14 protein-coding genes are annotated in these 22,347 nt (G+C 41.1%); 5 read left to right on the forward strand and 9 right to left on the reverse strand.

Features of this window, described 5'->3' with window-relative positions:
• Positions 1-173: 173 nt before the first annotated feature.
• From MHO82_RS23210 to MHO82_RS23220, 3 genes are all read left to right on the forward strand, one after another.
• On the forward strand, positions 174-1,271 hold the full coding sequence (locus MHO82_RS23210) for a M20 family metallopeptidase (RefSeq protein ID WP_239188471.1): 1,098 nt from the start codon (positions 174-176) through the stop codon (positions 1,269-1,271).
• 1,132 nt (positions 1,272-2,403) lie between these two features.
• The gene (locus MHO82_RS23215) at positions 2,404-4,209 is read left to right on the forward strand and encodes a M4 family metallopeptidase (RefSeq protein ID WP_275440762.1); all 1,806 of its coding nucleotides are present in this window, start codon (positions 2,404-2,406) and stop codon (positions 4,207-4,209) included.
• A 686-nt stretch (positions 4,210-4,895) separates the two neighbouring features.
• On the forward strand, positions 4,896-7,514 hold the full coding sequence (locus MHO82_RS23220) for a glycosyl hydrolase family 18 protein (RefSeq protein ID WP_239188475.1): 2,619 nt from the start codon (positions 4,896-4,898) through the stop codon (positions 7,512-7,514).
• 142 nt (positions 7,515-7,656) lie between these two features.
• Here MHO82_RS23220 and MHO82_RS23225 read toward each other — a convergent pair whose 3' ends face one another.
• The 3 genes from MHO82_RS23225 to MHO82_RS23235 all read right to left on the reverse strand — a co-directional run bounded on the left by MHO82_RS23225 (position 7,657) and on the right by MHO82_RS23235 (position 12,606).
• Entirely contained in the window at positions 7,657-10,791 is a 3,135-nt protein-coding gene (locus MHO82_RS23225) for an efflux RND transporter permease subunit (RefSeq protein ID WP_239188477.1), read from the reverse strand.
• A 10-nt stretch (positions 10,792-10,801) separates the two neighbouring features.
• Positions 10,802-11,956 (reverse strand): efflux RND transporter periplasmic adaptor subunit, encoded by a 1,155-nt coding sequence (locus tag MHO82_RS23230; protein ID WP_239188480.1) that lies wholly within the window; start codon positions 11,954-11,956, stop codon positions 10,802-10,804.
• Between the two features lie 293 nt (positions 11,957-12,249).
• The gene (locus MHO82_RS23235; protein WP_239188483.1) at positions 12,250-12,606 is read right to left on the reverse strand and encodes a hypothetical protein; all 357 of its coding nucleotides are present in this window, start codon (positions 12,604-12,606) and stop codon (positions 12,250-12,252) included.
• Between the two features lie 194 nt (positions 12,607-12,800).
• On the opposite strand from MHO82_RS23235, the gene MHO82_RS23240 reads away from it, so the two are divergent.
• Positions 12,801-14,681 carry a methyl-accepting chemotaxis protein gene (locus MHO82_RS23240; RefSeq protein ID WP_239188486.1) on the forward strand — a complete coding sequence of 627 codons (1,881 nt, stop codon included), beginning with the start codon at positions 12,801-12,803 and terminating at the stop codon, positions 14,679-14,681.
• Positions 14,682-14,751: 70 nt separating this feature from the next.
• Here MHO82_RS23240 and MHO82_RS23245 read toward each other — a convergent pair whose 3' ends face one another.
• The 6 genes from MHO82_RS23245 to MHO82_RS23270 all read right to left on the reverse strand — a co-directional run bounded on the left by MHO82_RS23245 (position 14,752) and on the right by MHO82_RS23270 (position 21,584).
• On the reverse strand, positions 14,752-15,525 hold the full coding sequence (locus MHO82_RS23245) for an N-acetylmuramoyl-L-alanine amidase-like domain-containing protein (RefSeq protein ID WP_239188489.1): 774 nt from the start codon (positions 15,523-15,525) through the stop codon (positions 14,752-14,754).
• A gap of 420 nt (positions 15,526-15,945) precedes the next feature.
• A complete protein-coding gene (locus MHO82_RS23250; RefSeq protein ID WP_239188492.1) occupies positions 15,946-18,702 on the reverse strand; it encodes an immune inhibitor A domain-containing protein in 2,757 nt (918 codons plus the stop codon).
• 75 nt (positions 18,703-18,777) lie between these two features.
• Positions 18,778-19,008, reverse strand: a complete 231-nt coding sequence (locus tag MHO82_RS23255; protein WP_239188505.1) for a hypothetical protein — start codon at positions 19,006-19,008, stop codon at positions 18,778-18,780.
• Between the two features lie 638 nt (positions 19,009-19,646).
• Positions 19,647-20,153 carry a DUF6653 family protein gene (locus MHO82_RS23260; RefSeq protein WP_239188495.1) on the reverse strand — a complete coding sequence of 169 codons (507 nt, stop codon included), beginning with the start codon at positions 20,151-20,153 and terminating at the stop codon, positions 19,647-19,649.
• 243 nt (positions 20,154-20,396) lie between these two features.
• Entirely contained in the window at positions 20,397-20,774 is a 378-nt protein-coding gene (locus MHO82_RS23265) for a hypothetical protein (RefSeq protein ID WP_239188497.1), read from the reverse strand.
• Positions 20,775-21,218: 444 nt separating this feature from the next.
• A complete protein-coding gene (locus MHO82_RS23270; RefSeq protein WP_239188500.1) occupies positions 21,219-21,584 on the reverse strand; it encodes a hypothetical protein in 366 nt (121 codons plus the stop codon).
• Between the two features lie 457 nt (positions 21,585-22,041).
• On the opposite strand from MHO82_RS23270, the gene MHO82_RS23275 reads away from it, so the two are divergent.
• Positions 22,042-22,347 (forward strand): hypothetical protein (locus MHO82_RS23275; RefSeq protein WP_239188502.1); only part of this gene is annotated, 306 nt, incomplete at its 3' end.

Here is a 22,347-nt window from a genome sequence, read left to right on the forward strand (position 1 = left end):
ATTGGGATCAAAGTTAAGACGATCACAATAATCCAATTGTCCCACTAAAAGGATAGAACATTTGTGAATGCTGTTGCATATTTATAATGACGCAACAACATTTCTTTGTTGGTTGCTCAGCCAGATTATTGAGAAGGCAGCTAATAAATACTCACAGAGGCGCAAAGTAGTCGATGAACATTGATTTTTCGGATTTAAAACAGTTGGTTGAAATAAATTCCTGGACGAGAAATAAAGCTGGCGTTGATCGTAATGGCCAGTTGATGAAAGCTTGGTATCAGGCCATGGATTTTAAAGTGACAACATTTCAGCGAGATGACGTCGGTGATCATTTGTTGTTTGAAAGTAAGCGAGTCGAGGGTGAGCCGCGTCTTTTATTACTCGGTCATTTAGACACGGTGTTTCCACCAAAGTCATTTGAAACGTTTACTGAAGATCAAGAGTGGATTTATGGTCCAGGCGTATGTGACATGAAAGGAGGTAATTTTGTTGCTTTAAAAGCACTGCAACAGGTGTATCGCGCTCATGGCAATATTCGAAATGTCGATGTGTTATTAGTGAGTGATGAAGAAACGGGCAGTGACGACAGTAAATTTGTCACGATGGAGCTAGCCCCACGCTACAGTGCGTGCTTGGATTTTGAAGCGGCGGGGAAGGATCACGAAGTGGTGATTGCTCGTAAAGGGGTGGCGACATTAACCATAAAGTTAACGGGTCTTGCAGCTCATGCAGGTAATCATTATTGCGATGGTAAAAACGCCAATGTGGCAGCGGCTAAATTATTGTTGGCGTTAACCGAGTTAACCAATTTGGATTTAGGCACGACAGTTAATGTTGGCAAGCTAGAAGGAGGGATAGGTGCCAATACCATTTCACCTCATGCGACATTACAAGTGGAAGCGCGTTTTACCCAACCAGAAGAGCGCGATCGTGTGCTTGAGCAAATACATTATCTAGCTCATGAACAATGGGTCGAAGGAGTAAAGGCTGAAGTGAGTGGTGGGTTACAACGTGACGTTATGGCACCTAATGACGCGCAGTTGCAGCTCGTTAATGATATTAGTCAGTTATTGGGTTACCCACTTAAAACGGAACATCGTGGTGGCGTGAGCGATGCTAATGTCATGGCGGCGGCGGGTGTCCCCACTTTGGATGGTTTTGGTCCTTTTGGGGATGGTGATCATACTGTGAATGAGCGAGCCAGAAAATCGAGTTTTGTTCGGCGAATTGAAGAAGTTCAGTTAATACTTAAATCTTATCAGCCCGAATAGAGGCAGTTTATTCCCTTTCGAATTTTTATTCCTCTTAAAGCAGGGCTTTTTCTTGCAGTCCTGCTTAGGCCATGGCCCACAATTACTTCCTACCATTGCAGACATCATTTGTAATCATAGCGATTAAACATCCTGACGTTTAATTAGGTGAATAAAGGAGCTGAGATCTAGCTAACTTTGCTGTGCCTTTTTAGTATTTTCCTGAAGCTCATTTTTTGGTACGCCTTTATTTCAATACATTCTATTGAAGTAAAGATCTGGCTGCTTTCTACTTTGATTTCTTCAATAGCTCTTTTTCTTAGTCTTTGGTTCTGTAATAAGAGCTAGAGGGGGAAAGATAAAAGGAAAATTTTAAGCACAGATAAATTGCAATGTGTTTTATTGAGTGTTTTCACGCATTGTTCTTATAAAAATAGTGGTAAAATTGTTAATAAAAGGGAGGTGGTAAGATGATTTTTTGAACAATTATGAATCAGTCTTATGTTCGGTTAACAATATTTCAGTGATGCTTGTCAAATAAAATGGGATAAAAACTTACTTATCAAAATTCGTTTTTTAAGGTTATTTTTATCTTTGTTAATAGTGTGGCTCGTAAAATTATCTTCTATCTATATAAGAAGTAATATCTGGAAATATAAACAGGATTAATAAATTACCCCTGGTTTTTATTTGGTTGTTTATTCAAGTTTTTGACTTTTAATTTCTTCATTGTTTTTATAGATTGTTGTTTTATTTAGTTTTAGTTGCTGTGTGTTTTTGGTTTTATTTTTATTTATTCATTTTGCTTAAAATTAAAACAAATGTATTAAACAGATGTTGATTTTTATCATGTTTGATATTTTCAACAGTTAAGTATTTACCTGTTCATTTGTTGTTCAGTTTTTTGTTTTTGTCATTGTTATATTGATATCTTTGTGTATTTATTTATTTACACATTTTATAAAATTAATAGATTTGTTTTTTTGCGTCTTTTATTTTTCAGGTCTAACTTTTTTCTTGCGTATGGTCGCTATCTGATTTTTTATGCGTTAAATACATTGAAAATTTCAAAAGTTAAACGGTATGGAAGTCAGATAAATTATCTTAAATAAATCTCTAGGAATGAGTAATGAAAATAAAACAACGTCAGGCTATGACTTCAATTATTGCACTTAGTGCTATTTTCACTTTACCTGTAGCGAAAGCGGCAAACATGGTGACAATAACGGATCCTGCAATTTTAGATCAGGGGATAAGTACATTTAATAGCGGAGTGTTATCAAATGAATTAGGGTTTAAGCCAGTAAAAACGATTAAGCTGCCTAACGGAAAAACAAAAGTTCGTTATCAGCAGTATTATCGCGGTATTCCTGTATTCAATACATCTTTGGTTGCGACATCAACCACAGAAGGCGTGTCTGATGTGTATGGACAAATGGCTCAAAACTTAACGGAGGATTTAACAACGTTATCTCCTTCAATTGAGTCAAAACAAGCCATAGCTTTAGCTAAGAAAGACTACACTTCGAAGCATGGGGTTGCTGCGATCAACCCAGAAAATGAAAAAGCGGTCTTGATGGTAGAGCTGGATGCTAATGACAAAGCAAGACTTGTTTATATGGTGGATTTTTTTGATGCATCAGAATCACCAGCGCGACCATACTTTATGATTGATGCAGTGACAGGTGAAGTGCTCAAACATTGGGATGGGCTTGCTCACGCGGAAGAAAAAGGGACAGGACCAGGCGGTAACAGCAAAACAAGCCGTTATGAATACGGTCAAGATTATCCTGGTTTTATTATTTCAAAAACGGGTAACACCTGTACCATGAGTAATGCCGCTGTGAGAACTGTGAATTTAAATGGCGCGACATCAGGTAATACCACTTATGATTATTACTGTCCGGATGCGACCAATTATAATGATCACAAAGCAGTTAATGGGGCTTACTCTCCACTTAATGATGCTCATTACTTTGGTAAAGTTGTTTTTGACATGTATCAAGAGTGGATGAATACCAGCCCGCTTACTTTCCAATTAACGATGCGTGTTCATTATGGCAGTAGTTATGAAAATGCGTTTTGGAATGGCTCTTCAATGACATTTGGTGATGGTAAAAACACTTTCTATCCACTAGTTGACATTAATGTGAGCGCCCATGAAGTTAGCCACGGTTTTACTGAGCAAAATTCAGGTCTGGTTTACAAGAATATGTCGGGTGGTATGAATGAAGCTTATTCCGATATAGCGGGTGAAGCAGCTGAATATTATATGAAAGGCAGTGTTGATTGGGTCGTAGGGAGCGATATCTTTAAAGGTTCGGGTGGTCTACGTTATTTTGATCAACCATCTCGTGACGGTCGTTCTATTGATCATGCAGATAGTTATTATAATGGTTTAGATGTTCACTACTCAAGTGGTGTATTTAATCGAGCGTATTACTTGCTTGCTAATAAAGCGAACTGGAACGTACGTAAAGGTTTTGAAGTCTTTACATTAGCTAATCAGCTGTATTGGACTGCTAACTCAACCTTTGATCAAGGTGGTTGTGGGGTAGTTAAAGCGGCGGCGGATATGGGTTATAACACTGCCGATGTTGAAAATGCATTTTCTCAAGTGGGTGTGAACGCGAGTTGTACCGTGACGCCGCCTACGGGTAATGTGCTTGAAATTGGTAAACCAGTGACAGGGCTGAGTGGTAATGCTCAATCTGAAGTTTTTTATACATTTAGTGTACCAACCACGACGAATGTGACCGTTGCCATTCAAGGTGGTAGTGGTGATGCGGATCTATACTTAAAAGCGAACAGCAAACCAACTACTTCAAGCTGGGATTGCCGTCCGTACCGTTATGGTAATAGCGAGTCTTGTCAAGTTACCGCACAAGCAGGTACTACCTATCATGTTATGCTAAAAGGTTACAGCCAATACTCTGGTGTTCAACTAAGCCTTAAGTAATCTATTGTTTATAGAAAGGGCGTATCTGTTTCTTTCTTAATAAATAGCCAGTATAAGCCAGCGGTGATTCATTCATTGCTGGCTTTTTTATGCCGCATACTGTCACAATCCTTACTTTTAGTTCACTAAATAACCGTTCTTAATTTAAAGAATGTAATATCTTTGTTATTGAATAAGAGAGCTAAATTTATCAGTGGTCTTACCATTACCTCAGTTTATGACTTGTTAATCCTTATTATTCAGTCGTATTTGTAAGTGAGTATTTATTATTTATTTTTATTTATTGGTTGGTATAAAAATCTAAGTTTATTTTTAATTTATATATCAAGATCTATATTTTAAATTATCAATAATTTAATTGACTATTGTTTTAATTTTTATGCTCTTTATTTTATATGAATAATGTGATCTTCTGCCATTAATAATTAATACGGTGATGAGTTTTAAATATTTTAGACTTAGTATTTTTTCGACGTTAAAAAACTTTACAAACGGATTTTTTATTTTTTCGTCATATTCATAGATAAAATAAACGGATGGTTTTTATTATTTAGTTAATTATTCTTTGGCTAAGTATTTATGAAATTATTATGTAATGGTTTATTTTCCAAACCTTCTCAATCTGACTCACACCCATTTTTTGGGCTGTGTTAATAATAAATTATTCATCGGAGTTAATTGTCAGTATGAAAGCTAGAAATTTAAATAAAGTACTTGCTGGGTTAATATTTGCTGGTTTTGCAGCATCATCAACGGTTTCTACTCTTGCTTACGCATCTGGGAATCCATGGGAAACGGGTACTGGTTTGACACAGCAGAAAATAGACTCGGGGAAAAACACATTTAATAGCTATGAGAAAAATGAGCAGCTACCAAAGGTCTCAGCCTATTTATCTAATTGGACACATTGGGAGCAAGGCTACGTTCCGTCTATCGATGCACTGTCAAAATACGATACAGTCATTTTATCTTTCTTTGGTCTTTGCGGAACAGAGGTAGGTGATCCGACAATCGTAGGGGCTGTGAATGCACTTAAGCAGTATTGCGCAGATCTGGGAGCACAAAAATTTGAGATCATGACTACTGACATTGGTGCTGATTTACAAAAAGGTTTTGAAGGTGTGGCACCGAATTGGGAAGCAAAATGGCTTGGAAGTAATTACGCTGGTTTGATGGGCGTTATGAAGAACTTGGTTGATCAAACTGATACTAAGGTGGCCGTGTCTATCTTTGGTTGGTCTCTATCTAATATCGCTTCTGATGCGGTTAAGGAAGAAAACCGTCCAGTACTCATCAATAGCTTAATTGAATTCATTACTGCTTATCCGTTTATTACTCAATTGGATATTGACTGGGAATACCCAGGTATTAAAGGGGCTGATCTTAATGAGTTCGATCCTATAAATGATGCGCCTAACTACGCTGCTTTTATTGCTGAACTTCGTACTGCTCTGAATGCAAATGGCCGTAGCGATGTTAAGATCGGAATTGCATCTGGTGCACCAAAAGATAAGATTGATGCCGCAGAGCTGCAAAACCTTATTACGGCAGGTGTTGATACCATTCACTTGATGACCTACGACTTCTTTGGTGAAACTTGGGCTGAAGGTTTAGCGCATCATACTAATTTAATGGCAAATGAAAACAGTGAGTGGTCTTCTGATACGTCCATTCGTTATATGATTGAGGAGCTAGGCATTAATCCTCAAAACATTCAAATCGGTTACGCGAACTACAGCCGAAATGCGATTAATGCCAATGTAGAGACCTTAAGCCCGTTAAAAGGAACCTTTACTAAAGGCAGCAACGTAATGGGCTCTTTTGAATCTGCGGTTACTGGTATTAACGATACTTTTACTAACTATGTAGAGGCAAGTGCAGCCAACGGTCTTACTCCAAAGAATGGTTACCACCTGTACACCGATGAGCAAGCGAATGCCGACTTCTTATACCACCCAGAAAGCGGTATTTTCATGAGCTTAGATACGCCGCGAACGGTATATGCTAAAGGGCAATACGCACTTAAGCATAACCTCGGTGGTATCTTTACTTGGATGGCGGATCAAGACGAAGGCTTAATGGTGAATGCGGCCCGTGAAGGTCTTGGTTACGAGCGAAGTGGTGGCACTATTGATATGGATAAAATTGTTAATACGTGTGGTGAAAACGTGACTTCTGCCGAGCGTTGTGAAGAGCTGACAAACTTAAATGATAGCGGTAATGAAGTCACGGTAAATGCTGGTGCGGATGTTGAAACTGAATTTACGCTAGGCACTTCATACGCTTTATCAGGTTCGGTGACCAATGAGGATGAGATCAAAAAAACTGTCTGGGTGGTGAAAAAGGCGAACGGCATTGATAAAAGTGACGTTCTGATCGCGAAGAAGAAGAAACTGGATACAACTTTCACTGTAGACGTAGCCGATGCACCGCAGCAAGACGTAACGGTTGAGTTTCAGTTAAAAGCGACATTGAATGATGATTCGGTGATCAAAGATAAAGTGGTTTACACACTGAAAAAGCAGCAACCTAATATTGTTCCTGAAATCCATGGCATTACTTACCCAACAACGTATGAAATGGCATCTGGAGAAGCATTGACTTTCACAGCAGATGCATCAGATTCAGAGCAAAATGCATTGACTTATGCGTGGATGGTATCTGATTCGAGTTACGAAATCGAATTCGACGATGCGACCAATAACCCAGCAGCGATTGATCTGACGACTTTACCTAATAAACCAGAATACGCTTTTGACGTAAACCTAACGGTGAAAAACCTGTACGACAGAACGGATTCTGAGACAGTGCGAGTGACGGTGAAGGGGGATGAGAACGCAAATGAAGCGCCTGTTGCCTCATTTAATGTACTGACCAACGAGCCAGCAGTGAACGAAGCTGTTCTAATGGAGTCAACTTCAACGGATGAATTACCTGCTGAACTAACATTATCGTGGAACGTGACTCACAACGGCAGTTCAGTTGAAGTACGTAATGAAGGCAGTGTAAACAGCTTTGTACCAACGGCTGCGGGTGAGTATGTGATTCAGTTAGTCGCGACGGATGTGTTTGGCGTTACAGATTCAGAGCAGAAAACAGTAACGGTTGCTGAATCTTCTATCGATGTCGATTATGTCTACCCTGACGGGGTGGGCAGCTACGTGGACGGTACGATTGTGGAATTTGAAGGTGAGGGCATTTACCAGTGCTTTGGACCTTGGGCCGTGAACTGTAACGATGCAACTTACAACCCAGGAGGCTCAAACCAAGACTGGATTGAGCTACAGTGGAAAAAGTTAGATTAATAAAAAGGAAAATAATGACTAGTGTTGCTTGTATTTTAACTTGCAGTAAAAAACATTAGGCGTTTACTCTTTTTGCTAAATAAAATCCGGAACCAAACCGCTTGGCTCCGGATTTTTTATATAGAGTTCTAGCTAATGCTATCTATAACTCTGGCTGAGGTTGCTTTCGCTGTGGCTTGAGCTTCATGACCAGGTTTTTAAGGGCAACAAAAACCCCGCCAATATCTTGTAGGATCAAGTACAAACATGGCACCAAAACCAACGTGAGCAGTGTGGCAAACAAGACGGCAAATCCTAACGCCACCGCCATTGGGATCACAAACTTAGCTTGTAAGCTGGTCTCAAACATGATTGGTAATACGCCAACAAAAGTCGTGATCGAGGTTAATGTAATCGCACGAAAACGTGCACATCCTGCCTCTATTACCGCTTCTTTCATGGCCACACCACGCGCTCTGGCCTGATTGATGTAGTCAGTCATTACCAAAGAGTCATTAATTACTACACCAGCGGCAGCAATTAAACCGAAGGTAGACATCATACTAATATCTAGTCCAAACCAATAATGGCCCCAAATTGCCCCAGTTAAGCTAAATGGAATGATGGACATAATAATGAGCGGCTGAGCATAACTTTTTAAAGGCACCGCCAGTAAAATATACACCACGATCATGCCTGCAATGAAGAAGATCATCTGCTCATTTTGCTGCGCTTGTTGCTCTTCGATAGAGCCGCCCAGCTCAGTCTTCACACTTGGGTACGCCGATTTCAGCTCAGGCAGAAACTTCTCTTCAATCTGAGCAATCACTTCATTAGGGGCAATCGCTTCTTCATCGATGGAGCCATAGATATAGACGGTACGGTAGCCGTCTTCACGACGAATGGTGCTGATCCCCGGTTTTTGCTTGATTTGAACGACGTCACCTAACATGACGTTTTGCCCTGATGGGGTTGTAATTACCGCATAACGCAGAGAAGAAAACGCTTCTCGTGTCAATTTCGGGTAACGCACCATGACTTTGACTTCTTCGCCATCACGAAGGACTCGCTGTGCTTCACCACCATAGAAACTACCGCCAACCTGTTCTGCGATGACAGACAGATCCAGACCGAGATCATAAGCTACAGGTGTGAGTGACAACAATATTTCTTTACTGCCTGTATCGATAGATGAAGAGATATCATACAACCCGGTTTGTTGCTGTAATTGGGTAATTAAATGACGGCCAGCGACATTTAAGGTTTCAATATCTGGCCCGTAGAGTAGATAGCCAAACTCATCGCCTTCTTCACCGCTGTTTACATCATCAAAAATAGTGAATGATTTCATACCTGGAATGACAGGGATCACATCACGCCAACGACGAGAAAGCTCAAATGTATTATAAGGGCGAAGTTCTTCATCCACTAGTGGCACCAGAATCCGGCCATTGGTGCGGTCTTCATTCATGGACAGCAGATCTTTCACCATTCCTTGGCCTGTTTCGGTAATGGTTTGCTGCTCTACTTGCCAAACGGCATCTTCAATCAACTTTAACGCTTTGATGGTTTGCTCATCAGACACATTGTCGTTCATTGTAATTTTTATGCTGGGAAAATCATGCGGCACTTTTGGGGTGGGAACCATACGGACGTAGTTTGTTGCCACTAAGGCCGCGCTGATCACCAATAAGCCAATGAAAAAAGCCAATACCGACCAACGCCAGTGTGTGCATCGCACTAAGAAGCGTTTATATGGGCCATACACTAAGCCAAAAAAGCGTTTGTTGAATCGATCACGCCAGCTGTTCTCTTTGATGGGGGAGAAATGCGTGTGAGCAAGGTGAGCAGGCAAAATAAGTTTGGACTCAATCAAACTAAAAATGAGGCATAAAATGACGACAGATGAAATACCATAGAAAAAAGCACGTTCTGGCCCTGTCGACATAATGAAGGGGGCAAACACCGCAATGGTCGTTAATACGCCGAATGTTGCAGGGGTCGCGACTTTTTTAACGCCTCGTACCACGTTATCGACACCGCCGCCGGTTTTTTCAATCTCCGTATAGGCGCTTTCCCCCATGACTATGGCGTCATCAACCACGATCCCTAGTACCATGATGAAGGCAAATAACGAAACAATGTTAATGCTGACGCCCAAAACAGGCATCATCATGACGGCACCAAGAAAACACACGGGCAGCCCCACCATCACCCACATGGCGAGCTTAACACGTAAAAACAGGCTGAGCATAAGAGCAACTAACAGGGCTCCTTGCAGCAAGTTTTTTAGCATCATGTCGAGACGTGCATTTAGGTAATACGTCATATCGACAAGGGTTTTTAGCTCAAGCCCTTGGGCCAATGTGTGGTTTTTCTGTTCAATGTAGGCTTTCACCGTTTCAGCCACTGGCACCATGTTTTGATCTTTGGTGGCTTTCACGGCAAGGTAAATGGCATTGCTACCCGAATATTTGAAATGTCGTTCGCCTTCGGTAAAGCCATCTTTAATGGTGGCAATGTCTTGTAATAACACTTTGGCACCATTGTCCCCGATTTTCACCGGAATATGGCGGAACTCTTCACCACTGTAGTACTGATTTTCAATACGTACTGAAATCATCCCTGTGTTAGTGCGCACTTCGCCTGCGGAATAGTTCGCTGAGAAGCGTCGAATCGCATTGCTGACATCCGTTAAAGTCAGGTTATATTTACGTAATGTATCAGGGTGTACCTCAATAGCAATTTCATCCACTGGCGCACTTAATGTGACCAGGTTTACGTTGCTAAGTTGCAGTAGCTCATCTTCAATTTGCTTGGCTATGGGTTTCAGTTCTTGTAAAGAGCGATCACCGACTAAGGCCAATTCAATCACTTCTTGTTTGAACTCGACCTGATAAACATTCAGTGGTTCCATAGCCGCTGGTAGGTTAGACAGGGTATCGACCTTTTGCTTTACCTTATCCAGCACTTCATTAAGATCGCGATTAACGTCGATTTCTAATGAGAGGTGGCCATTGCCTCGTGAAGCCGTTGAGGTGGCTTTTTTAATTCCGGTGACATCTTTAAGGGATTCTTCCACTTTAATTAAGATGTTTTCTTCGATTTCTTGTGGAGAAGCCCCCGGATATTCCGCGTTTATGTTGATGTAGTTAACTTCGATATTCGGAAACATTTGCCGTTGAATGAACAAATAGCTCACGGCCCCCATGATGACAATAAACAGCATCAGTAAGTTGGCGGCGACGGAGTTATTGGCAAAGTAGGCAATCAGTCCCTTCTCTTTTGTTTGTTCCATTGTATTAACTCTACTTTACGGTTAAAGATGGATCGGCTTCGGTGTGAGCAATTTTTACCGTCATGCCTTTTTGTGGGTATTCTGGTACGGTTAAAACCACTTGATCTTGTTTGTTTAACCCACCGCCAATTAAGAAAAATTCGCCTTCTTCACGAAGAACGTTCACGGTTTTAGGCTCAAGTTGATTGTGTTGATTCACAACCCAAACCGTGCGGTTATTTACTAATTCTTGCGGTAAACGGTAAATGTGCTTCAGCGCTTTACCTGCAAACTGAACTTGTACATAAGAGCCAAATTTTAGCGAAGGTAAATCGCTGTCTACACTGTAGGGGTCATTAATACGCACCACGAGATTAACCATACGGGTTTTGCTGTCTACAATACCTAAGTCGCGGGCAATGTGGCCTTGGCGAGTGACATTAGTGATGCCGCTTTGAATAATAGAGGCATCGATACCCGCTAGTTGCTCTGGTAAAAAAGCGCTATCAAACCCGGCAATAGGAATGCGAATTTCCGCGGCTTCGATGTTATTTAATATCGCCACTTGTGCACCCGCAGACACAAATTGGCCGACACCAATATCACGAGACACAACCAACGCATCGTAAGGGGCAATCACCTGGCAGTTTTCCAGATCGCGGCGGGCGCGTTTGAGTGCGGCTTGAGCCGATTTTACACTCGCTTTGGCACTCAACACTTGTGGTTTTCGTAAATACAGGTCGGTGACTTGCTTATCACTTAATTTTTTGGCTTGTCGTTCGGCGACTTTGGCTTTAGCTTGCTCTTCAATCAGTGTTGCTTGGGCGCTGGCTAAGTTGGCTTCGGCTTGTAAGACTTCCGCTTCGTAGTTGTCTTTTTCAAGGCTAAAAAGCACTTCACCACGCTTAACGACACCGCCCGGAACAAAATTTGGGTGCCAGTTTGTGACTTCTCCCGACACCTGCGCAGACAGTTGTGTTTGTTCTAACGGGGTGAGTTCACCGTAACTGGTGATCATCACCTGATGATTGGTCGGAAAAATATTTTCGACTTCAACAGTGGGCTCAGTTTGGATGGATGGCTTCTCTTCAGGTTGAGGTGCATTGGCGGCAATGGCGCTATAGCCACCGTAAGAGGCACCGATAATGGCCATTGGGACTAACCAACGTAATGATTTCACGAGCATTCTTATTCCTTATAATTTTTATGTTATAGCTTTATTTTGTACGGTTGATGTGTTCATCAGCACTTGTTAGCTTAAGCGGTAATACTCAGACCTCCGCTTTTGTATAACTATCCATTTTGTGAATGTTTTTATAAAAATACATTGTCGATTTTACTCTAAGCAACGACAATGCCAACATAAAAAACTAATAATTAACAGTAATTTATCATTAATGAGTTTATATTTTAGAGGGCAGCGTGGTTTAAATAACCAATAAGTGGCTAATTAAACCATTTCATATGTAGGCAGGGAGTTTATTTCGAGGTATGGATAAAGGTATCCGTGTAGCGGACAAAGCTAAAACGGCTTGCTTTGTGAATGGATGAAGTATGCTTAAGAAGCTGCGCGGTAGAGCCCGGCCTTAGCGTGTGAGTGGTAGAAACGGGGGCTCGAGCTATGCTGTTGTCCGTTAGCTTTACCACCACCATACGCTGTAAACCATTGTGATCGTAGATATCAGAAAATTTAATGACAGTACCAAATACAGGCATGCCAGCCCCCTTACAAGTCATGTCTTGGATCACCAAAATCAGACTCACGATAAAAATTGCCAGAACAGAGATATAACGTAGGTAACCTCTGGTTTGTCGCACGCCTTTTATCACACTCAAGGGTGAACTCCTTATAAACACGCTTTGACTACTACTTTAGTCTATAGGCGTTGTTATGCATAATTATCCATTCTTTTATGTCGGTGTTTTTTATTTTTTGTTCTTAAAACGCGCACATAAGCGCCAAATTCGTGCTACTTGCTTAATTACTGCCATACTCAGTGTTGAGTCTTACTATAAGTTGAAGGTAGATAATGAAGAATATGTCACTCAAAATGAAGCTGATCTCGTTGATTTTAGTTGCACTTGTTCTTATTTCTGCGGTGCTAACAAAAGTAGCAGAAAGCCAAATGAGAGAACAAAACAGTATTGCTATTCAATCAAGGCTTGATGGGGTTGCTGATGCGTCAATCCAAGGTATTGAACGCTGGTTAAACCTACAACGCAGTATTGTCAGTACAGTGACGGAATATTCAAGCCCGGAAGACAGATCCAAGGCACTCAAGCAAGCAGAATTAAGCGGCAAATTTGATTTGGTGTATATCGGTACACCTAGTGGTGAGATGATCCGTTCAACACCGAGGCCGCGTAAGGGGTATGACCCACGGGTCAGGCCTTGGTATAAGGCGGCCGTGGCTGCGTCAGACATAGTATTATCACCCGCTTATGTCGATGCAGTAACCAACGAGCTTGTGATCACTTTGGCAAAAGCGTTTCAAAAAGCCGGGAGCTTAGCGGGAGTGGTAGGAGGAGACGTTTCTATTGCTCAGCTGATTGAAGACATAAATACCTTAGAAGTGGGTGAAAAAGGCCAAGCGATTTTATTGGAGTCTGATGGTCGTATCATTGCTTACCCTAACCAGAATTTGTTGCTGAAAAGTGCCACGGACATTTCTCCGGCATTAACGTTATCGAGAATCGAGCATTTAATGCAAACTGGGGACTACGAACCCATCGAGATCCAAGGCACAGAGAAATACATTTATTTTGAACCTGTCAACAGCGCTAATTGGATACTGGGTATCATCTTAGATAAAGAAACGGAAACGGAAGCAAATGATCTTCTGCTGACGAGTTTTTTATTAACTTCGGTTGGATTAACCATCGTGGTGGTGTTAATCGCGGCTTACTTAGTGGCCTTTTTAATGCGAGATTTACTGCGAGTGTCTAGTGCTCTAGAAGAAATTGCCAGTGGGGGCGGGGATCTGACACGGCGTATTACACCGAATGCCAATGATGAAGTAGGCATGTTAGCGACAAACTTTAATCTGTTCGTGGAAAGCTTACATGGTATTTTGGTTAAATTGAGTGACATTTCTCAGCAGCTGATGGCGCAATCTAATAAGGCGGCACAAGCGGCACGGGACAATAGTCAATCGGTGACTCGGCAATTAGATGAAATTAACATGGTTGCCACTGCGGTAACAGAAATGTCTTCGGCGACACGAGAAATTGCCGATAATGCCGATCATACGGCAAAAAACTCGGAAGACACCTTATCGCTAAGTCAAAATGGTTCTAAACAGGTTGCGCAAAGCCAAGATTCCATCAATTCACTGGCCACAGAAGTCAATTCAGCCAAACAAGTGATCGAAGAGTTAAACACCCATGCACAAAGTATTAACTCGATCATTTCTGCCATTCAAGGTATTGCCGAGCAAACGAACTTACTGGCATTGAATGCGGCCATTGAGGCTGCGCGGGCAGGAGAAACTGGGCGGGGGTTTGCGGTTGTGGCGGATGAGGTTCGAGTTCTGTCTCAACGTACCCACGATTCTACCCAAGAGATCCAAAGTACCATTGAAACCTTGCAAGCAACCACTCAACGTGCCGTAAACATTATGCTAGAAAGCGGCAAAATGACGGAAACCAGTGTGAACGATGCGGAGTCGGCCAGCGTTAGCTTAGATCAAATCAACACTTCTGTGCGTCAGATCAGTGATATGGCCGTTCAAATTGCCTCGGCAGCGGAAGAGCAGACGTCAGTGACTTCGGAGATCAGCCGCAACACAGAAGAAATACGAGAAGTAGCTAATACTTTGGTGAGTGAGTCGGAACTGGCAGCAGATGCGGCCAGTGACTTAAACACCTTAGCTCAAGAGCTTGAAACAGAAGTGAAACGGTTTATTTTATAGGCGGTGTTTTGTGTTTGTATAAGTAAAGAAGCCTGCGGTGTCGGTAGATATTATCCGACACCGCCTCGCGTTACGCCATGCTTCTGAATACCATAATTCCTGGTGTTGATTTTACGTATTCTAAGAAAGGCGAGTCTGTGACTTTCATGTCGGCTTTTTTAGAAGAAGCGTGGCGTAGCACTGGCCCTTCAGAGGTATTTAGGAAAATGCCAGTATGGGTTACATCTAGCCCGTCAATATTGGTATAAATACCTATGTAATCTCCAGTTTTTAAGTTGCTTAACATGGTTTCATCAATTCGATCGGATGGAATGTAATTAATTTTCCGTTTAGATACGGGCACTGATTGAATAAATTTTCCGCCACTTTTGCTGCGATTGATCTGTTTGACAGTACTTTGGGCATCATCGCTGATCGTTTGGGTAATGTCTTCTACGGTATCGTCTGTGGTATGAACCCAGTCACTAAAGAAATGTCGGCGCTTAGAATAATCAATTTGGCCATCGATATACCTCACATCAATCAGCTTTTCGGTAAAAGCCATCATGGAATCTGATTGGCTTAGAGCTTCTACATAGTCTAAATAGGTAAAGCAATCAAGCGCGGTAAAATCGATCACCAACTCTTCAGGGTCGTGCTCAGAGCCAATTAACCGATTAGCCACATAGGGAGTGTCTAAAAATAATTGGGAAATATTTTTTATTCGGTCCCCTGTTTTTAGTGAAGAATCAGACTTTATTATATCAATTAATTTATTTTCATTAATATTTCCTGTGGTTAAATTTGTTTTCGCAAATGCCATAGGCACAACGAATAATAGCAAGCAAGTTAATTTATATTTCATGATGTTATTCTTAGTTTTATTTTTGAGTTGAACTATAATATTTTAAAAATTAAATGCAATATGATTTATATTATGCTTTTTTGCTCATAATATTTATTGTAAATGGCTATTTAAACTCAATTAAAATAAAGAATGTGTTTATTTTATTGAGGTTTTATATTTAATTAGTGTTATTTATAGATTATAAATCATTCTTTATGGTTGAATTTATTAATTAATAATATAACTGGTTTTTTAATAAACGAGGGATACATTAGACTTTACTAATGATGTGGTTTGAATGAAGGGTATAGGTTGAATGAAGCGTATAGTTTGAGTGGTTGGCGTGTTTTAGATAAAAACATAGATAAAACATGAACATAAAAAGCGCCACAAAGAATGCGGCGCTGGATAGGTATTGATTAAGAGAATGAGTGTTAATTATAAATCAACAATCATAGTTCGGGTAACCACAGCTCCTTTGTTGTCAATGACCTTCAATTTCACTTCATGTTTGCCATAGCTTGGGAAAATAGAAGTAAATGTACGGCCACGGCGAACTTTGCCATTCGGTAATGTCCACTCTGTGTCTACAATACGGCCATCTTCATCAGAGCTGGTGGACCACATTGTCACCCAGCGACCAAGGTGAATGTATTTGGCATCTGCGGTTGGTAATACATTTGGCTCTTTGACTACAACAACTTGAGATTGTGAAGCCGTGCCACCTTTGTTGTCTGTGACAGTCAAGCCAACTTTGTAGCTGCCCGCTTTATCATAAGACCACGTTGGAGAAGCCTCGGTACTGGTAGCGCCGTTGCCAAAGTTCCAGTGGTAGCTCACAATGCTGCCGTCGGGATCGACACTGGAGTTAGCAGCGGTGGCAGTTAGCCCATCGACACTGATCGTGAAGTCAACATTAGGCAATAGGTTTTGCTCAGCGATTTTACTTAAGCGGATCACCCCATATTCATTGTCTGCACTTTGGTCGATAATATCGATGGCTAAGCCAAACTCTTCTAAGATGCGGCCAGAATCCGGCGCTTGTGGAGACGTGTAGTCTTCAGCATCAGAGAAGTGTGCGTTGGCGATCAGGCTAACATCTTCCAATACATCGCCATCACGGTTTACTAAACGCATTGGTGCTTGGTCGGCTAAAGAGAACGCCGCATCACGGATTTGGTAACGAGTTTGAGCCGCCTCGCCACTGTTTTGCCAAATCATGGCATTTTGATCCGCATCCACAACGCCTAACCAACCTTTACCAGGGTGTTTACCAACCCAGTTATCTGTTAAAGACTCATCCACGTACCAAACAATTAGCCCTGGCTCAAAGGTCATCATTTGTCCCATGCGTTTGATGTTGGCAAGGCCCTCATCCACGTTATCATGACTACGCCATTGTAATAGGTAGTAATGTTCTGCTTCATGGAAACCATCGCTGCGTGTATAGCCATTCATAACAAAGCTATTGTTGGCTTCGGCATCGTCCAGTAAGGTGTTGTTTCCATCAGCGTTAATCATCAGATTATCGGCGTAGAAGCCTTCCATCGCTAGGCCGCCATCCGTGACATAATCAAAAGACAGCTCGATTTCTTGGCCTGCCCACTGAGACAGATCAAACTCGGCGTCTACCCAGCCTTTTGAGTCGCCTGCAATGGCTGGAACGAGCCCAGTATTGTTTGGATCGCTCATGGTTGTGATGTTGCCCGGGATTTGCTGGCCGTTAACCAACACACGAGCATAATCGTAATCCACTTCGATTTGATACCACGCCTTAAAGGTTAATGTGATCTTATCTCCAGCAGGAAGTGTCACCTTCTTCGTCATGCTGTTTTTCAGATCATCGCCTTTGTCGGAATAGAAAGAGTAGCTGCCTTCATACGGTTTTAGCCCTTCAATTTTCTTCAATGGTAAATCGACTTTTACCATGTTCGGGCGTGTATTGTCGGTGGTTTGGAATAAAGTGAACACGCGTGGGTTGTCTTCAAGATCATCAACGGACAATTGATCGTCGTTGATCCAGCGACCGCCAATGGATTTTTGAAGGTAGCTTTTCGCCCATGAACTAAACGCAGTAGGCTGTGTACCGCCAATGCGACCAGCCCAGCTCCCAGACGACATAATAGACCAGTAAGAAACGGCTTCGCCTTTACCTGTGTATTGTGTGTCGTATTCATCTGGTAGGCCTAAATCGTGACCATATTCATGCGCACAAACCCCAGCTGCCGCATCGATAGGCTGAATGGTGTAATCAAACGCCGCATATTGACCATTAAATCGACCCGGAACCGTGCTGCTAGTACCAGACAGTACGTGGTATTTGCCTAAGTTATAGCGGTGAGACCAAATGGCATCGGCACCTAACACACCACCGCCCGCTTCTTCACCAACCGAAGCGTGGAATACCATAAGGTGATCGATCACGCCATCAGGTTCACGGAAATTGCCATCACCATCGTAATCGTATCGATCTTCAATATCGTAATCACTTAAATTGATATTCGGATCATTAGCCAATTGATTTAACGCTTCACGAACCAGCTCTTGCGCGTTCATGTCGTTGTCGGTGCTCGGGGAGTTACCACCATAGAATGACGCGTTCTTTGAGGCGCGATACCAGCCCGCAGCTTGGCCTGCGACACTGTAACTTTCACCAGACTCATTTTCATAATACTGACGCATGGAGATCAGGTTTTCACCATTAGGGCCAGTGTAGCCAGAGTCGGAGAACAATAAGTCTTGATAATGCTCAGGTGAATAGTTGTCGTAGAGCATTTCGGTGTGCTCAGCAGTTAGCTTGTTGTTGTCCCAAGTTAAATCTGGGAAATCAACCAGCAGGGCAAGCACCTTGTCGGTTCTTTTTTGACCAATATCCAGCGCAAATACGCTGGCTTTATGCATGCCTTTTTCATGTTGGATCGCTTTAAGAATTTTAGCGCGATGTTCTAAGGCCTTTTTGCCAAATTGAGCGTCGCCTTTAAAGCCTGAGCGGATCTTCTTGTCTAAATAGGTTTTAACCGCTAGGCGTTTTTGCTCGGCTGATGCTGAATCATCTAACTGCCCATTTCTGATCAACATTTCTGCAAGCTTATCTTCATTCACAACGCCTAGGTCAATGGGAGTTTGTGCATGTACTCCACTACTTAATAAGGCAAATATGGTTGAAGCAAGCAACGACTTCCTCATGGTTTTCATTATTATTCCTTTATATTTCTGTCTTCAAGGTGCCAACAATAACCGTCGAACGTATCTTCAACGGGGTGTAAAAAGTTATTTAGGCGAAATGCACGTTTCTATTTCTTTATTCGTCGTGGTGTGTTTCGTATTGCCTAGTTTTTTATTTGTTTCCGGTTTTACTTTCTTTTGCAGATATATTTTCAGAGCTTGTTGTTGCTCCTCATAATTTAATCCAGAGCAAATCACACCGCGTTCAATCAACGACTTTAGCAATTGCTCATCGTTCACATTTTGTTGCGATGCAAACACTGGCGTGGTTATCACTAGTGCGAAAAGTAATGTTCTTAGTATCAAAATAAGACATCTCTCGTAACCTTTGTGTAACACAATGTATTTATAAATCTTGGTTTATGCAATAGGTTTAATTCTATAAAAAATAATCATTTACTGAGATTTGGCCGTGGTTTTTTGAAGGTGTGTGGGCGTGTTTAATCTTTCTGTGTGATTTTTTATTCTTTTTTTTAGCATTAATTTTCACTGTGTTACTTGCTTAATTGTGAGATGGAGTTTTGAAATGTTTTGTTACATCCATTGGTTTTAAAGAGGGGATAGAGTGAGGGATAGGTTTGGTGAATGATGATTGTAGCTTATATTGTTATAACATAAGTTGAATATTGATAAATAAAACATTTAACTCAAAAATTGGTATTGAAGATTTCATAGAGAAGTTAAATAAATTAATGAAAATTGAACAAGCGTCAAAATAATTAAAAATAAAAAGAAGAAAAACGATATTATTAACTTGAATGTTAATTCTTAAATAGTAGTTTAATAAAAAACCGGTATTAAAAAGTGAGACTGCAAAGGGTTACTTTTTCGATTTCGGTATGCGCCGTTCAGCGATGCTGAGTGTAAGGAGTACGCTATGAGTAGGGACTAGGCTTCTCTGAAGCGTTTCGATATTATTTTAGCCACGATTGATAAACAGGATCGCTGTCTTTCATTTCTAGGTACAACCAAACCATTCGATCGACAAACCACGCTTTTGTAACCATTAGCCACGCAACACTAAAGACCAGCGGCCAGATGTGCAAGCTGTATAAACCATAAAGCCAAATTGGTAGCCCGAGAACTTGCAATACAAGTAATACTTGGCAGGCGTTTGTATGATGGCTCGGCAGGCGTACCTTTTTTCGGTTGAGATAAATCCGCTCACCAAACGTACCCATGGAGGCCCAGTTATAGGTTGAAGCCGGGGCATTGAACAGCCGAGGATTGAGCCAAACCCAAATAACCGACAGGAGGATTGGAATAAGCGCATACGTGCCAAGAAACTCTCTTGAGTAGAACGCTAAAGAGATGAATGGTAAAGCGGTAAATCGGGAGTAAACACTCCAAGGGCTTGAATGGCGCTGCCACGTGGCATCATCCATCGACATGAGCCTTTCTGAAAATTTGAGTAAGTCCATATCGTCTCTTAGGGCTTTAATGATGGGGGCTGGCTTATTTCTTTGTTCTTTATTTCTTGCTTTTAAAGTGAAATACGTAAGAGATCTCACCAATATTACTGCTAATAGTAGCCCAAATCACGGAACCTGAATTGCTTTATCATGGTTTATTATTGAGACGATAAGTTTTTTGGAAGCGCATATTTCTCTTTAGGCTGTACGATGCTAAAACATACAGCCTAAATGTTATTTTTTATAAAATTTTTAAGCTTTCACTAAAGAACTTGCATCGGAAACGGCTTCTAGCTCTAAATCAACACTTTCTTTATAGTATGTACGCTTTAATATTTGTCTCGCGGCATAAATAACAATGAGAGCGACGGGAGCGAAGGTATAAGAAACAATAAACATGATGCACAGTATGAATGCCAAACTACAGACAATAAACTGTTTGATTCCCCAAAAAACATTTTCTTTTTTTTCTGCTTTTAGCAGTTCAAGTTGCTCTGAATCACTGCGAAGTTGCAGATCTTCGCCACACTGGCAGGTGATCACTTGGTGGTCAACAATGGTTTCAATATCAGATTCCGAAAGTATTTCTAGTTTTTTGCACTTGGGGCAAACGTATTTAAACATGTTCATCAAAAATATCGCTTTTTATTATTAGAAAAGAAATGATTACTTCCTGTCTACCGCCATTATTGTTTGATTCAGAGTATTTTAATCAAACAATAATGGTGGGTGAAGAAGAGATACGGAGTATATTGGTTAGCCACTGTTATTGGAACCCAAATAGCCACAACCACACAAATTAACTAGGGAAATAGTGATATTTATTAGCAAAAAACTCATATTAACAAGATAAGATACGTTGATTATACGCGTTGATTTTTACGAGAGTAGGTGGTCTATTCTTACGGCTAATAATATTTACTTTTTCATTGGTTTTTATTCGTCATCTCTATATCCCCTTAAACAGGGTAAACCTGAACAATGATGCACTTATGACCTAAGCGGTGCGATATGCTCTTGCTCATAAGTCATGGCCTAAAATTTGCTGGCTTACGAAATAGCGTAAGTTTTTAATCACGAACCCATATCGGAAAGAGCTTCTAGTTCTAAATCAATACTTTCCTCATTGTATGGGCGTTTTAACACTTGCCCAGCAGTATAAGCAACGAGTATAGAGACGAGACCTAGGTTATACACAAAAATAAACATGACGCACAGTAAGAAAGCCAAACTATAGACTACCACTTGCTTGATTTTCCAAAAATCATTTTCTTTATTTTCTTCTCGTATCAAGGTAAGTTGCTCTGACTCACCGCAAAGCTGAAGATCTTCGCCACACTTGCAAGTAATCACTCGGTACTCAGCCATGGTTTTAATCTCTGACTCCGACAGTACTCTTAGCTTATTGCACTTGGGGCAAACGTATTTGAACATATTCATCAAAAATATCGCTTTTTATTATTAGAAAAGAAATGATTACTTCTGGGGTGTATCCTATTTTTTGACTAAAGCAGCTTGAATCAAAATAATAGTGGATCCCAAATCGGAGTATATTGATTAGTGGTTACCATTGAAACCCAAATAGCCACAACCACACAAATCAACTAGGAAAAGAGTGATATTTATTAGCAAAAAACGCATATTAACAAGAGTAGATTCGCTGATTGTACGCGTTGGTTTTTACGAAAGTGGCTGCTCTATTCTAATAATTAATAACATCTATTATTTTGTTGATTTTTATTTACTATCTCCATGTAACCCCAAATAAGGTAAGCTTTAGCGAAATAGTGATAATCACTGGGGGTTAAGTCATTATCACTATGTAATTGGTTGGTTTTTTTATATTCATTTCCGATAAAATATCCCCTCTTAATTTCGTATAACACAGGTAGTATTTGTGGACGATCATAATAATAATGAACAGCCGTTTCGCCCAGCTGGTTTTGTGCCTTTTTCGCTGCGTGGCATGTGTGAAAAAGTTGAGTCAACGCCTGAGCCCGCATCCGATGCCATTGAAGAGCACGTTGAAGAACGCACTCCGTATGAATACTGCATCGAAATTGGCTGTAAGGCAGACGTATGTAAAAAACTCGGAATAGAAAAACTCTTTACTTTAGGGCAAACCGATTCAGAGCAAGCCGTAAAACGGTTTAAGTTGGTTGAACAAGGCGACACCACGTTATTGGTGGCCACCGTGTACAGC

The sequence above is a fragment of the Vibrio sp. Of7-15 genome (assembly GCF_022347565.1).
Taxonomy (GTDB): domain Bacteria; phylum Pseudomonadota; class Gammaproteobacteria; order Enterobacterales; family Vibrionaceae; genus NORP241.

What these genes read in the sequence shown, in the direction of transcription:
- MHO82_RS23260 (WP_239188495.1), bottom strand. Translation starts at nt 20,153, where the DNA reads ATGGACTTACTCAAATTTTCAGAAAGGCTCATGTCGATGGATGATGCC.
- MHO82_RS23210 (WP_239188471.1), top strand. Translation starts at nt 174, where the DNA reads ATGAACATTGATTTTTCGGATTTAAAACAGTTGGTTGAAATAAATTCC.
- MHO82_RS23240 (WP_239188486.1), top strand. Translation starts at nt 12,801, where the DNA reads ATGAAGAATATGTCACTCAAAATGAAGCTGATCTCGTTGATTTTAGTT.
- MHO82_RS23270 (WP_239188500.1), bottom strand. Translation starts at nt 21,584, where the DNA reads ATGAATATGTTCAAATACGTTTGCCCCAAGTGCAATAAGCTAAGAGTA.
- MHO82_RS23250 (WP_239188492.1), bottom strand. Translation starts at nt 18,702, where the DNA reads ATGAAAACCATGAGGAAGTCGTTGCTTGCTTCAACCATATTTGCCTTA.
- MHO82_RS23220 (WP_239188475.1), top strand. Translation starts at nt 4,896, where the DNA reads ATGAAAGCTAGAAATTTAAATAAAGTACTTGCTGGGTTAATATTTGCT.
- MHO82_RS23215 (WP_275440762.1), top strand. Translation starts at nt 2,404, where the DNA reads ATGACTTCAATTATTGCACTTAGTGCTATTTTCACTTTACCTGTAGCG.
- MHO82_RS23230 (WP_239188480.1), bottom strand. Translation starts at nt 11,956, where the DNA reads ATGCTCGTGAAATCATTACGTTGGTTAGTCCCAATGGCCATTATCGGT.
- MHO82_RS23265 (WP_239188497.1), bottom strand. Translation starts at nt 20,774, where the DNA reads ATGAACATGTTTAAATACGTTTGCCCCAAGTGCAAAAAACTAGAAATA.
- MHO82_RS23225 (WP_239188477.1), bottom strand. Translation starts at nt 10,791, where the DNA reads ATGGAACAAACAAAAGAGAAGGGACTGATTGCCTACTTTGCCAATAAC.
- MHO82_RS23245 (WP_239188489.1), bottom strand. Translation starts at nt 15,525, where the DNA reads ATGAAATATAAATTAACTTGCTTGCTATTATTCGTTGTGCCTATGGCA.